The sequence below is a fragment of the Sphingomonas sp. DG1-23 genome, from assembly GCF_030730875.1.
Classification (GTDB): domain Bacteria; phylum Pseudomonadota; class Alphaproteobacteria; order Sphingomonadales; family Sphingomonadaceae; genus Sphingomonas.
Genome location: NZ_JAVAMA010000005.1, coordinates 284,171 through 297,176, shown reverse-complemented (window position 1 = coordinate 297,176; position 13,006 = coordinate 284,171). Strand labels below are relative to the sequence as shown.

Genomic DNA, 13,006 nt, shown 5'->3' with positions numbered 1-13,006 from the left:
CTCACCCTTCGCGGTGATAGGGATGGTTGGCAAGGATCGAGGTCGCGCGCCACAATTGTTCGGCGAGCATCGCGCGCGCCATCATGTGCGGCCAGGTCGCGCGCCCGAAGGAGATCAGCAGATCGGCTTCGGCGCGCTGGGCATCATCGAAGCCGTCGGCGGCGCCGATCAGGAAGCGCGTCTCGCGCACCCCGTCGTCGCGCCAGCGTCCCAGCCGCTCGGCCAGCACGCGCGACGGCAGATTCTCGCCGGTCTCGTCGAGCATGATCACCCGGGTGCCGCTGCCCCGCTCGGGCATCTTGCCGCCGGTATCGGGCAGTTCGGTCACCCGGGTCGGCCAGGCGATGCGCTTGAGATAGCGCTCGACCAGCTCGGCCTCCGCGCTCCGCCCGATGCGACCGCGTGCGACGATGTGGAGCAGCATCTCCCCGCCGCGCCTACGCGTTCAAGCCTGGCCCGCGCTTTCCCCGAACGACCACATCCGCTCGAGATTGTAGAAGGTCCGCACTTCGGGGCGGAACAGATGGACGATCACGTCGCCGGCATCGATCAGCACCCAATCGGCGGTGGGCAGGCCCTCGATCCGCGGGGAGCGGCCGAACTCCGCCTTGATCTTCTCGGCGAGCTTGGCGGCCATCGACGCGACCTGCCGGGTCGAACGGCCCGAGGCTACGACCATGAAGTCGGCGATGCTGCTCTTGCCGGCGAGCGGGATCGAGACGGTTTCGACCGCCTGATCGTCGTCGAGCGAAGCCATCACGAGGGCGTGCAGCGCCTCGACGCCATCGGCGCCGGGGGCGCGCTGCACATTGGGGGAAGTTGCCAAGTTAATTCCTCAGGGTTGCAGGCAGGTCTGTGCGCGGCTGTGGAGACGGCGCGGTCGGCGTGGATATGGGTATTCCAGGCGCGTCCGAAAAGTGCCGGTGCCAGGCAGGGTCGGCGGCGCGGATGCGGGTCGCCGAAGTCGGATCGGGGCGGAAGCGCATCAGCACGAGGCCGGGCAATCTCCAACACGTCCATTGCTTCGCCTGGCCTGCGGGCCGCACAGCGCGCCGCAGCCAACTCATCGCAGGACTTGCGTGAGCCCGCGCATTGTAGCCCGGACGGGCGATCACCGCAATCGGAACCTGCCGCGCGATCCGTCGCCAGTCGCGCCAATGGTGGAACTGGGCGAGATTGTCGGCGCCCATCAGCCAGACGAAGCGATGCCTTGGATAGAGGCGGGGGAGCCTGCGCAGCGTATCGGCGGTGTAGCGGGTGCCGAGTCGGGCCTCGACGTCGCTCACCCGAATCGGTGCATGGCGCGCCATTTTCCGCGCCGAGGCGAGCCGCGCGGCAAAAGGCGCCATGCCGGCTTCGGGCTTGAGCGGGTTGCCCGGCGAGACCAGCCACCACACTTCGTCGAGCCCGAGCGCGCGGATTGCGTGGAGCGAGAGCTTGCGATGCCCGCGATGCGCGGGATTGAACGAGCCGCCGAGGAGACCGATGCGTTTCACAATTTCCCTGCGAGTTGCTGCGCACCGTGCAGAACCCGGAGGATGCGGATGTGGTCGCGCTCGACGCGATAGAAGATCACATAGTCCGTCCGGGGCACGCGCCAGCGCCGCCGATGCGCGCGTGTCGTCGCTTGACCCGCCTGCGGCAGTTCGGAAAGGACGCGCGTGGCCTTCACGATCCTTTCAGTCAAGTTGGCCGCGAGCACGGGATCGATTGTTTGATAGAAACGGGCGATTCGATGTAGGTCGCCTTGTGCGAACGGTGCCCAACGGATTGCGCGCACTAGGCGGCCGCGTCACGCCGGAGGCCGGCCACCCACGCTTCCATCTCTTCCTGCGTCAGATATTCGCCGCGATCGATCTCGCGCTCGGCTTCATCGAGCGAGTCCATCAATTCGGTCTCCGAGAGGACGAACTCCTCGACCGCGCGGGCTACGATCCACGAGCGGGATCGCTCCATGCGGGCGGCAAGCCGATCGAGCTTGGTCGAAGTCTCTTCCGCAACCCGGCCGGTAATGACAGTCGTCTTGCTCATGCAACGGATGTATACATGTGTTGCAGCGGCTTCAAGGCCGCGCCTGGCCGGTTCCGCGCACCACCCATTTGTACGTCGTCAGTCCCTCGAGCGCGACCGGGCCGCGGGCGTGGAGGCGACCGGTGGAGATGCCGATCTCGGCGCCCAATCCGAACTCTCCCCCGTCCGCGAATTGCGTCGAGGCGTTCCACATCACGATCGCGCTGTCGACCTGCGCGAGGAAGCGCTCGGCAGCCGCGGCGTCTTCGGTGACGATCGCATCGGTATGGTGCGATCCGTGCGCGGCGATGTGATCCATCGCCGCCTCGACGCCGTCGACCAGCTTCACCGAGAGGATCGCGTCGAGATATTCGGTATCCCAATCCTCGGCGCTGGCGGCAGCGACGCGCGGCTCGAGCGCGCGGATCTCGTCGTCGCCGCGCAGTTCGCAGCCGGAATCGGCGAGCGCGGCGAGCACCGGCGCCGGATCGGCGAAGCCGCGATCGATCAGCAGGGTCTCGGTCGCGCCGCAGATGCCGGTGCGGCGCATCTTGGCGTTGAGCGCAAGATCGCGCGCCATCGCCGGATCGGCGGCACGATCGATATAGGTGTGGTTGAGCCCGTCGAGATGGGCGAGCACCGGCACCCGCGCCTCGGCCTGCACGCGCGCGACCAGCCCCTTGCCGCCGCGCGGCACGACCATGTCGATTGCGCCCTCGGCGGTGAGGATCGCGCCCACCGCGGCGCGATCGGTGACCGGGACGAGCTGGACGGCATCGGCCGGCATCCCGCCGGCCTCGAGCCCCCTGGCGAGCGCGGCGTGGATCGCGCGATTGCTGCGAATGGCTTCCGATCCGCCGCGCAGGATCGCGGCATTGCCCGACATCGCGCACAGCGCTCCGGCATCGGCGGTGACGTTGGGCCGGCTCTCATAGATGATGCCGATCACGCCGATCGGGATGCGCACCCGGGTCAGCACCAGTCCGTTGGGCCGCTCGACGCGCTCGATCACCTTGCCGACCGGATCGTCGAGCCGGGCGACGGCCTCGACCCCGGCGGCGGTCGCCTCGACGCGCGCCGCGTCGAGCCGGAGCCGGTCGAGCAAGGCGCCCGACAGTCCCGAAGCCTCGGCGGCGGCCATGTCCTCGGCATTGGCGGCGACGATCGCCGCGCTCCCGTCGCGGATCGCGGCGGCTGCGGCGAGCAAGGCGCGGCGCTTGTCCTCGCGAGGCATCGCCGCGAGCCGGCGCGAAGCGACGCGCGCCCGTGCCGCCATGTCCGCAATCAGCATCGAGGTATCTGCATCGGCCATGCTGCACCCGCTAGCACGGCTCCGCGCAAGCTGATAGGCCATGCCGCATGGGGGAATTCGAAGCAGCCGGCGAGCTCGTCACCGGAGGATTGCTCGGTCGCGCGATCGAGCCGCACGCCGGCGAGGGGGCGTCGCACGGGCACGAACTATGCCTCAATTGCGGGACCGCGCTGGTCGGCCCGCATTGCTATCAATGCGGCCAGTCCGGGCATCTCCACCGCTCGCTTGGCGCGATCGGGCATGAGATCGTGCATGGCGTATTCCATTTCGAGGGGAAGTTCTGGCGCACCTTGCCGTTGCTGACCTGGCGGCCGGGGGATCTTACCCGCCGCTACGTTGCCGGCGAGCGCGCGCGCTTCGTCTCGCCGATGGCGATTTTCCTGTTTTCGATCTTCCTCATGTTCGCGGTCTTCTCCTGGGCAGGCCTCGCGCCGCCGACGGATCTTCGCTCGGGCGGTCCCAAGGCGCAGATCGAAGAGGCGCGCAAGGAGCTGCAGGAGCGCCGCCTCGACACGCTCAAGCAGTTGCGCGAGCATCCGGCGGGGGATCGCAAGCACGACAGATACCAGGCGCGGCTCGCCGATATCGACAAGACGCTCAAGCAGATCCCGACCTTCGAAGACGAGGCGCCCGACGACGCCGAGGGCTTCAACGCGCGCACCCGCTTCACCGGCTGGGCGCCGCTCGACCACGGCATCGAAAAATGGAACAAGAATCCGTCGCTGATGCTCTACAAGCTCCAGTCGAGCAGCTACAAATTCTCGTGGCTGCTGATCCCGCTGTCGCTGCCCTTCCTGTGGCTGCTGTTCTTCTGGAAGCGCGAGTACAAGCTGTACGATCACGCGATCTTCATCACCTACTCGATCTCGTTCATGTCACTGCTGTTCATCGTGATCGCGGTGGCCGCGGCGCTCGGCGTGTCGGCAGGTTGGCTCGGTATCGCGGGATTGCTGATCCCGTTCGTGCATATCACGCGGCAGCTCAAGCAAGCCTATCGGCTGCGCTGGTGGTCGGCATTGCTCCGCGCGATCGTGCTGACGCACTTCATCGGCATCGTGTTGATCATTTTCATGCTGGTGCTTCTTGCGATGGGCATGTCGGGCTGAGCGCCTATCGGCAGGGATAGGTCCGCTTCATATAGGCGTAGACCGCCGCCTTCATGCTCATGCTGCGTTTGGCAGGCGGGATCTTCTCGAGCTCGGCGAGCATCTGTCGCGGCGTGAGCTTCGGCTTGCCGGTGGCGGGAGGGCAGCTGTGCGGCGTCTTGCCCGCCGCCCGTGCGGCGCGCAGATCGGCGGTATAGGCGGCGCGGATCGAGGCGACCTCGCGCTTGATCAGCTCGGCATCGGGCGAGAGCACCGCCAGCGCACCCTGCGCCTGCAACGCCTTCGCCTTGGCGAGGAATTGCGCGACGGTCATCGCCTGTGCCGTGCCCGGCACGATCAGGCTCGCCGCAACCGCCGCGAACACCAGACGCCTCATACGAAAAACCCTCCCCCGATTGCTCGGGGGAGGGCTAGCCGTGACGCGTTTAACGTCAACTGAACTCATGCGCCCTGCGGGGTGGGATTTCCGAACGGACCCTTGGGCTTGCGGATCTTGGGGATCGACGTGCCCGCCGCGGCGACCGGAGTAGCGGCGGTGCCGGGATCGTCGCGGCCGATATCGGCGCCGCTGGCGATCCGCTTGATCTCCTCGCCGGTGAGCGTCTCATATTCGAGCAGCGCATTCGCGACCTTGTGGAGCTGGTCGATATGCTTGCTGAGCACGTCGCGCGCGCGCTGCAGCCCGTGCTCGACGAGCATCTTGATCTCGTCGTCGATCTTGCGTGCGGTATCGTCCGACATCGGCGCGTTGCGCAGGCTGCCCTGGCCCAGATAGCTCTCTTCGGAATAGGTCCATTCGAGCGGGCCGATGCTGTCGGACATGCCCCATTGAGTTACCATCGCGCGGGCGAGGCGGGTCGCCTGCTTGATGTCGCCCGACGCGCCCGACGAAACCTTGTCGTGGCCGAAGATCAGTTCCTCGGCAACGCGACCGCCCATCACGGTGGCGAGATCGGCGAACATCTTGTCGCGGTGATACGAATAATTGTCGCGCTCGGGCATCGACACGACCATTCCCAGCGCGCCGCCGCGCGGGATGATCGTCGCCTTGTGGATCGGATCCGAAGCGGGCTCGTGCACGCGGACCAGCGCGTGGCCAGCCTCGTGATAGGCGGTCATCCGCTTCTCGTCCTCGGTCATCACGAGCGACTTCCACTCGGTACCCATGATGACCCGGTCCTTGGCCATTTCGAACTGCGCCATCGCGACGAGGCGCTTGCCGAGGCGCGCGGCCATCAATGCGGCTTCGTTGACCAGATTGGCGAGATCGGCGCCGGACATGCCCGGCGTGCCGCGCGCGATCACGCGCGGATCGACGTCGGGTGCCAGCGGCACCTTCTTCATATGGACCTGGAGAATCTTCACCCGGCCTTCGATGTCGGGATTCGGCACCGTGACCCGGCGGTCGAAACGGCCGGGGCGGAGCAAAGCGGGATCGAGCACGTCGGGGCGATTGGTCGCCGCGACGATGATGATGCCTTCGTTCGAATCGAAGCCGTCCATCTCGACGAGCAGCTGGTTGAGCGTCTGCTCGCGCTCGTCATTCTGGTTGCCCAGACCGGCACCGCGGCTGCGGCCGACGGCGTCGATCTCGTCGATGAAGATGATGCACGGCGCCGATTTCTTGGCCTGTTCGAACATGTCGCGGACGCGGGATGCGCCGACGCCGACGAACATCTCGACGAAGTCCGAGCCCGAAATGCTAAAGAACGGCACGCCGGCCTCCCCTGCGATCGCGCGGGCGAGCAGGGTCTTGCCGGTTCCGGGCGAGCCGACCAGCAGGGCGCCCTTCGGGATCTTGCCGCCGAGACGGGCGAACTTGGTCGGATCGCGCAGGAATTCGACGATCTCCTGCAGCTCCTCGCGCGCCTCGTCGATGCCGGCGACGTCGTCGAAGGTAACCTTGCCTTCCTTCTGGGTCAGCAGCTTGGCGCGGCTCTTGCCGAATCCCATCGCGCCCGAGCCCGAATTCTTCTGCATCTGACGCAGCACGAAGAAGGCGATGCCGAGGAAGAGCAGGAAGGGCAGCGACTGATACAGGATGTAGAACCAGACCGACGGCTGCTCCTCGGGGCGGGCGTTGATCGCAACGCCCTTTTCCCGCAGCGTCGAGATCAACTGGGGATCGTTCGGCGCATTGGTGCGGAAGCGCGCATCGCTGGAGAGCGTGCCCGAGACCGTGCTGGTGCCCGCCGAGCCCGCGGCGATGTTGACCGATTTGACCTCGCCGGCCTGCACCTTGTCGAGGAAGCTCGAATAGGACATCGCGTCGCCGGCGGTCTGCGCGCTCGGCCGATCGAACATGGTGACGAACAGCGCCAGCGCGGCGAGGATGCCCACCCAGATCAGCAGGCTCTTCATCCAGGGATTGCCGCCGCCGTTTTCGGGACCCTGCGGCTTGTTGTTGTCGTTCATATCGAGCTCGAACCCTTTCGCCCATCAAGATAGGCACGGCCAAGTTAATGGCAATGGAACAACGCGGATGTTTGGGTCGATCAGTGTGATCGGCGCGCCGGAGCTGCGCTGAAACGCCATTCAGCATATTTCGCGCCGGCTTTCACCCCCGCAATCGTACCGGTGCCGCCCGCATCGAGCGTGGCGAGGAGGCGATCGAGGCTCTCCCCGCGAAGCGCCGGGCCGGCGCAGACCGATTGCACCGCCCGCTCGACCAGCCGGCGACGCAGTTCGTAGGGCAGGCCGCGCGCATCGAGCACGACGCAGCCCGCATCGATCCGGCCCCGCGCCTGCCATTCGCGTTCGGTCGCCCAGGCGAGCGCATCCTCGGCATGCCGCAGGTTGCGCGCGGCGAGCGCGAGCCGGTCCGCAGGCAGCTCGGGCGATTCGGCGAGCAAGTGCCGCATCCGGGCGCGATCGAAGCGCGGGTCGCGGTTCGAGGGGTCGTGGACCGGCGTGAGGCCCGCCGCCGCGACGATCGCTTCGAGCGCGGCGCGCGACCAGCCCAGCAAGGGCCGGATCAAGGTCACGCCTCCCAGCGGCCGCGCGCTGTGCATCGCGGCGAGCCCGCTCACCCCGGCGCCGCGGCGCGCGCGCATCAGCAAGGTCTCGGCGAGGTCGTCCTGCTGGTGGCCGGTCGCGACATGCGGCGCCCGATCTCTCGCCCATTCGGCAAGGAGGGCATAGCGAAGTTCCCGGGCACTTTCCTGGAGGTTGCCCGCCGGCAGGGCGCCGGTGAGTACGGTGTGGGGGACGCCGCGCGCGGCGCAGATTTCGCCGACGAACCGCGCCTCCTCGGCCGCTTCGGGACGCAAGCCGTGATCGACGGTGGCGGCGATCACCCGGCCGGGGAAAGCGGCCGCGGCGAGCAGCAGCAAGGCGAGGCTGTCGGGACCGCCCGAGACGGCGAGGCCCAACATGTAACCCTCCGCGGGAGGGGGAGGTGGCGCGCGCAGCGCGTCGGGATATTCTCCGCGAGGGGTGTCGCTTGCGGAGACTACCCCTCCACCGCTTCGCGGTCCCCCTCTCCCTCCGGGGGAGGATTGGAGCGCGATAACGTCCCGACCGAAACGCTCGACCGCCTCAGGGTCGAGCGTCACGCGCTCATTTGCACTTCTGCGCGGCACGTCCCTCGGCCACGCCGGTCTTCATCTCGGCGGAGAGGCGCTCGCCGTAGAGCTGGTCGAGCTCGGTATAGACCTTGCACACTTCGCCCGCCGGCTTCTTCAGCTTGGTGAGCGCCTGCGCGAGATAATAGAGGCTGTCGGGCGCGCGTTCGCCGTTCGGGTTCTTCTTGTAATTCTCGTAAAAGGCCACGGCGGCGAGGCTCGGCGCACCGGCGTCGAGATAGGCGCGGCCGAGCAGATTCTGCGAGAAGCTGGCCCGGCGATGCTGCGGATATTTGGTGGCCACCGCCTCGAGCTCGCGGCGCGCCTCGGGATAGAGCTTGGCCTGCCACAGCCGGAAGCCATAGGTGTAGCCATCCTCGGCGGGGTCGCCCGTGTTGGGCTTCGCCACCGCGGCGACCTGCTGCGCGCGCGTGCCCGCCGGCTTGGGCGCCGGCGTCTCGTCGGCGGCGGGACGCGTCGGCCGGGTCGGCCGCGCGGACGCTTCGCCGAGATCGACCGGCGCGATCACCGGATCGCCGTCCGACGTGCCGGCGCTCGACGCCGCGGTCTCGAGCGCCTTCAGCCGGGCATCGGTCGCGCGCTTATAGGCGTTGAACCCGTCCTCGAGCTGCTTCAGCCGATAGCCGTCCTGCTCGACCTGCCCGGTGAGCGTCTGGACCTGATTCTCGAGCGCGGCGACGCGCTGGGTCAGGTCGGCGACGGGGCTTCCGGCCGGGCTTCCCGGCGCATCCACATTGGTTTCGGGAACGATCTGCGGCTCGATCGTCTGGCCGGCGCCGCCCGGAAACACCTTGCGCTGGACCGCGCGCATCTCGCGCTCGAGCCGGTCGACCCGGCCTTCGACCGCAGTCGACTGGGCGTAAGCGGAGCCCGTCCCCGCGATAAGCGCGGTCATCGCCGCAGCAGCCATCCAGATACGCATTCGTCACACCCCCCGGTGCAGGATCTAAGGGTTCAAGAGCGCGGTATAGCTGACACGCCGCGCCTGTCGCCAGCCTTAAGGAAACGCAATCGCGTTGCCAGCCGGGGTTTCTTCGGGTGCGGCAGATGGCGTCGCGGGCGCGCCCGGCTGCGGCGCGGCGCCCGGCTGACCGCGCGCCTGCAGCGCGGCGGCGCTCACGTCGGCCTCGACCGTCTCGACGCCCGTGCCGAGCGGCGCGACGTTCGAGCCGTTGAGCAAAACCTGAAGCCGATCGGGGCGGCCGGTGCGGACGCGCGGACGATCGGCGTCGGCGGGAACGTCATAGCGTTCGCCCGCCGCCATTTCCTTTTCGAACAGCCGTTTGCCGCTGGCATCGGTGACCCGCAGCCAGACGGTGTCGATCGCCACCAAAGTCACCTGCCCGCCGCCGATGGGCGCGGGCGTCGGCGCTGCGGCCGCGGTGTTGCCGGCGTCGACGACATTCTCGATCGCGACCGGTTCTTCGGCCGGCGCGCCGCCGCGGAAAAGATTGGTGCCGTACCACAGCCCGACCCCGATCAGCACGAGGATCGCGACGATCGCGCCCGTCCATGCGATGCCGCTCGACGGCACCCGCGAACGCTCGTCGAAATCATAAGCCGGCGGCGGGGCGGGGCGTTCGAGCCGGTCGCCGATTTCCTCGCGGAGCTGGCGGCCGAGCGCGACCTCGTCGGCGCCGACCGCGCGGGCATAGGATTTGGCGAAGCCCATCGCATAGGTGACCGAAGGCAGGCCGGCATAATTGCCGTTCTCGATCGCCTCGAGATGACGCTGCGGGATCCGGGTGCGGCTGGCGATCTCGCTCAGCTCGAGCTTCTGTGCCTCGCGCGCCGCACGCAGTTTCTCGCCTACGGTGGCGGGGAACAGCGTTGCATTGTCGGCGGGTTCGCCTTCCATTCTTATCTCCGGCGGAAGGGTTGCGGCCCGAAGCGCTCCCGCCTTTGCGCGGGTGTCTCCCAGCCGAATGCGCCTGTCAACGCTGGCGTCGGGAAATCGGGCGAAAGATCAGGCCAGTTCGACCGATTGCTCGACAGCCCAGGCGGTTAGCGATTCGCGCAGCGAACCGCGCGGATCGGCGAGCCACGCCTGCATCGAATCGATCAAAGTCGCACGATCGAGCGAGCGCACCATCGCCTTGATCGGCCCCACCGCGGCAGGGGTGATCGACAGCCGGTCGATGCCGAGCCCGATCAGCGCCATCGCCTCCAGCGGCCGCCCGCCCATCTCGCCGCATACCGCCACCGGGACCCCGGCGGCATGCGCCTGGTCGACCACCCGCTTGAGGAAGCGCAGGATCGACGGGCTCAGCCAGTCGTAGCGCAGCGCCAGCTTGGGATGCGCGCGATCGGCGGCGAACAGGAACTGGGTCAGATCGTTGGTGCCGATCGACAGGAAGTCGACCCTCGGCAGCAGCAAGTCGAGCACTTCGGCGAGCGCCGGCACCTCGAGCATCGCGCCGTAGCGGATCTCGGTCGGCATCTTCCGCCCGCGCGCGGCCAGCCAGGTCCGTTGCGCCTCGAACAATTCGCGCGCCGCATCGAACTCCCAGGGTTCGGACACCATCGGGAACATGATGTTGAGCGTCTTGCCCGCGCCCGCCTCGATCAATGCGCGCGCCTGCGCCTTCATCAGCCCGTCGCGATCGAGCGCAAGGCGGAGCGCGCGCCAGCCCATCGCCGGATTCTCTTCCTCGCCATCCTCGTCGTGATTGAGATAGGGCAGGGCCTTGTCGCCGCCGATATCGACGGTGCGGAAGGTGACCGGCCGCTCGCCCGCGGCCTCGAGCACGTCCTTGTACAGCCGCTTCTGCGCCTCGCGCTGGGGCAGGGTCGCCGAGACGAGGAACTGGAATTCGGTGCGGAACAGCCCGATCCCGTCGGCGCCGGTCAGGTCGAGCGCGGCGAGATCGTCGCGCAAGCCGGCATTGACCATCACCGTGATGCGATGCCCGTCGCTGGTCACCGGCACTTCGCCACGCAATTGCGCGAAGGCGGCGCGGCGCTTCTGGCTGAGCGCAAGCTTCGCCTCGAACGCCTCGAGCATCGCCGGGCTCGGGCGGATGAACACGCTCTCCTCGCCGGTGTCGAGCAGCAGCATGTCGCCCTCGGCGATCAGCCGGCGGATGTCGCGGACCCGGCCGAGCACGGGCACCCCCATCGCCCGCGCGACGATCGTCACATGCGCGGTCAGCGAGCCTTCCTCGAGGATCACGCCCTTCAATCGGCGCCGGTCATATTCGAGCAGTTCGGCGGGGCCGAGATTGCGCGCGATCAGGATCGAATCGTGGCGCAGCCCCATCTGCGCGGCGGTGCCCAATTGCCCCGAGACGATGCGGAGCAGCCGGTTGGAGAGATCCTCCAGATCGTGCATCCGATCGCGCAGCAGCGCGTCGTCGATCTCGCGCATGCGCTGACGGGTGCGCTGCTGGACGCGCTCAATCGCCGCCTCGGCGGTGAGGCCCGAATCGATCGCCTCATTGATCCGCCGGCTCCAGCCTTCGTCATAGGCGAACATCTTGTAGGTCGCGAGGACCTCGTCATGCTCGCCGCCGCCGCCGAATTCGGCCTGGCTCGCCATCCGCTCGATCTGGTCGCGCATCTTGTCGAACGCGGCATAGACGCGGTGGCGCTCGACCTCGACATCCTCGGCGACGGTATGTTCGATGGTGATGCGCGGCTGATGGAACACCGCGACGCCCGCGGCCATTCCGTCGACCAATTTGAAGCCGTGGGCATGCGCTGCCGCGGTCGATTGCACGCGGGTCGAGCCGCCGCCGCTGGTCGCATCGATCAGATCGGCATTGGCGATCAGCTCGGACAGCACCATCGCCACGGTCTGCAGCGCCTCGATCTCGACATCGGCATAGCGGCGCGGCTCGACATGCTGGACCGCGAGCACGCCCACCGCGCGTTCGCGGCGGATCACCGGTACGCCGGCGAAGCTGTGGAAGCGGTCCTCGCCGGTTTCGGGGCGATAGGCGAAATCGGGATGCGTCGCCGCCTCGTCGAGATTGAGCGTCTCGACATTCTTGGCGATCGTGCCGACCAGGCCCTCGCCGAGCGCAAGCTTGGTGACGTGCACCGCCTCCTGCGCGAGGCCGCGGGTGGCGAACAATTCGAGCACGCCTTCGCGGAGCAGATAGATCGAGCAGACCTCGCTATCCAGCGCGGTGCCGATGATCTCGACCACCGAATTGAGCTTGGACTGGGCAGGCAGCCGTTTCGCCATCACATCGTGAAGGCGGGTCAGGATCTCGCGGGCGGACGCAGCGGCGGTGAGGGCCATGCCCCCGCGCTAACAGATTGCATCGGCCCGCGCTATTCTCCGCGCGGTGCGGAATCGCCTTACGGAACCAGCGCACCCAGCTGGCGCGGCGCAGTGTCCGCCGATGCCATCGCGACCGGCGCGGCATCGCCCCGCTGCCACGCGGCATAGCTGACCCGATACGCGTCATAGTCGCGATAGAAATCGGTGAACGGAGCTTCGAGCCGCGGCAGCGCCTCGGCGGCGAAATCGGCGAACGCGACCTGGGGCACCGTCTCGGCGCGGGCGAGCACTTCGCGCGCGGCGCTGCAGAAGGCGACCTGCGCGGTCGGCTGGGCGAAGAAATTATAGACCCGCGTCATCTGGCGGTCGTGCATGCCTTCCCAGCCTGCGCCGTGACGGGCACGATAGACGTTCTTCACTCCGGCATCGGCCGCGGCGAGACTGTCGCGCTGCTGGCGGAGCAGGCGGTTATAGGCGGCCACGGTCGCAGCTTCCGCCGCATCGCGGCAGCCGAGCGCGGCGACGTTGAGCGCAGCGCGGACGTGCCAGCTCGCCTCGTCGCGGCCGAGGTCGCGATTGGGGGTGGCGTAGCGGCCCTGCGCGTCGCGCGCCGGGATCGTCTGGTTCGGCGCGGCACCCGCGGGCGGCGCCGGCGGCGCGTCGAAACGCTGTGCGGCGGCCGGCGCCGCGAGCAAGGTCGCACCCGAAATCGACAAAAGGACTCGCGCAACAAACGCCATGAAACCCATCCCGCCGACCGCGTGGT

General features: G+C 68.0%; 14 protein-coding genes. 1 reads left to right on the top strand and 13 read right to left on the bottom strand.

Going from position 1 to position 13,006, the window contains the following annotated elements:
• Nucleotide 1: 1 nt before the first annotated feature.
• The 6 genes from Q9Q95_RS10985 to Q9Q95_RS10960 all read right to left on the bottom strand — a co-directional run bounded on the left by Q9Q95_RS10985 (nt 2) and on the right by Q9Q95_RS10960 (nt 3,322).
• Nucleotides 2-424, bottom strand: coding sequence for a 23S rRNA (pseudouridine(1915)-N(3))-methyltransferase RlmH (locus tag Q9Q95_RS10985; RefSeq protein ID WP_306096901.1), 423 nt, complete (start codon nt 422-424; stop codon nt 2-4).
• Between the two features lie 21 nt (nt 425-445).
• Nucleotides 446-757, bottom strand: coding sequence for a ribosome silencing factor (gene rsfS / locus Q9Q95_RS10980; protein ID WP_306096955.1), 312 nt, complete (start codon nt 755-757; stop codon nt 446-448).
• A gap of 70 nt (nt 758-827) precedes the next feature.
• Entirely contained in the window at nt 828-1,496 is a 669-nt protein-coding gene (locus Q9Q95_RS10975; protein WP_306096899.1) for a nicotinate-nucleotide adenylyltransferase, read from the bottom strand.
• Entirely contained in the window at nt 1,493-1,780 is a 288-nt protein-coding gene (locus Q9Q95_RS10970) for a type II toxin-antitoxin system RelE/ParE family toxin (protein ID WP_306096898.1), read from the bottom strand. The genes Q9Q95_RS10975 and Q9Q95_RS10970 overlap by 4 nt, the downstream gene beginning before the upstream one ends.
• Nucleotides 1,780-2,031, bottom strand: coding sequence for a CopG family ribbon-helix-helix protein (locus Q9Q95_RS10965; RefSeq protein WP_306096895.1), 252 nt, complete (start codon nt 2,029-2,031; stop codon nt 1,780-1,782). The genes Q9Q95_RS10970 and Q9Q95_RS10965 overlap by 1 nt, the downstream gene beginning before the upstream one ends.
• A 31-nt stretch (nt 2,032-2,062) precedes the next feature.
• Nucleotides 2,063-3,322 (bottom strand): glutamate-5-semialdehyde dehydrogenase, encoded by a 1,260-nt coding sequence (locus Q9Q95_RS10960; RefSeq protein ID WP_306096893.1) that lies wholly within the window; start codon nt 3,320-3,322, stop codon nt 2,063-2,065.
• Between the two features lie 47 nt (nt 3,323-3,369).
• On the opposite strand from Q9Q95_RS10960, the gene Q9Q95_RS10955 reads away from it, so the two are divergent.
• Nucleotides 3,370-4,428, top strand: coding sequence for a DUF3667 domain-containing protein (locus Q9Q95_RS10955; protein WP_306096891.1), 1,059 nt, complete (start codon nt 3,370-3,372; stop codon nt 4,426-4,428).
• A gap of 4 nt (nt 4,429-4,432) precedes the next feature.
• Here Q9Q95_RS10955 and Q9Q95_RS10950 read toward each other — a convergent pair whose 3' ends face one another.
• The 7 genes from Q9Q95_RS10950 to Q9Q95_RS10920 all read right to left on the bottom strand — a co-directional run bounded on the left by Q9Q95_RS10950 (nt 4,433) and on the right by Q9Q95_RS10920 (nt 12,980).
• Nucleotides 4,433-4,804: a hypothetical protein gene (locus Q9Q95_RS10950; protein ID WP_306096889.1), complete on the bottom strand. Its 372-nt coding sequence runs from the start codon at nt 4,802-4,804 to the stop codon at nt 4,433-4,435.
• A gap of 65 nt (nt 4,805-4,869) precedes the next feature.
• A complete protein-coding gene (ftsH, locus tag Q9Q95_RS10945; RefSeq protein WP_306096887.1) occupies nt 4,870-6,843 on the bottom strand; it encodes an ATP-dependent zinc metalloprotease FtsH in 1,974 nt (657 codons plus the stop codon).
• Nucleotides 6,844-6,923: 80 nt separating this feature from the next.
• Nucleotides 6,924-7,802, bottom strand: coding sequence for a tRNA lysidine(34) synthetase TilS (gene tilS, locus Q9Q95_RS10940; RefSeq protein WP_306096885.1), 879 nt, complete (start codon nt 7,800-7,802; stop codon nt 6,924-6,926).
• Between the two features lie 184 nt (nt 7,803-7,986).
• A complete protein-coding gene (locus Q9Q95_RS10935) occupies nt 7,987-8,934 on the bottom strand; it encodes a tol-pal system YbgF family protein (RefSeq protein WP_306096882.1) in 948 nt (315 codons plus the stop codon).
• 75 nt (nt 8,935-9,009) lie between these two features.
• Nucleotides 9,010-9,870, bottom strand: a complete 861-nt coding sequence (locus Q9Q95_RS10930) for a helix-turn-helix domain-containing protein (protein ID WP_306096880.1) — start codon at nt 9,868-9,870, stop codon at nt 9,010-9,012.
• A gap of 108 nt (nt 9,871-9,978) precedes the next feature.
• Nucleotides 9,979-12,258, bottom strand: a complete 2,280-nt coding sequence (ptsP, locus tag Q9Q95_RS10925; protein ID WP_306096878.1) for a phosphoenolpyruvate--protein phosphotransferase — start codon at nt 12,256-12,258, stop codon at nt 9,979-9,981.
• A gap of 59 nt (nt 12,259-12,317) precedes the next feature.
• Nucleotides 12,318-12,980 (bottom strand): hypothetical protein, encoded by a 663-nt coding sequence (locus Q9Q95_RS10920; protein ID WP_306096876.1) that lies wholly within the window; start codon nt 12,978-12,980, stop codon nt 12,318-12,320.
• Nucleotides 12,981-13,006: the final 26 nt, after the last annotated feature.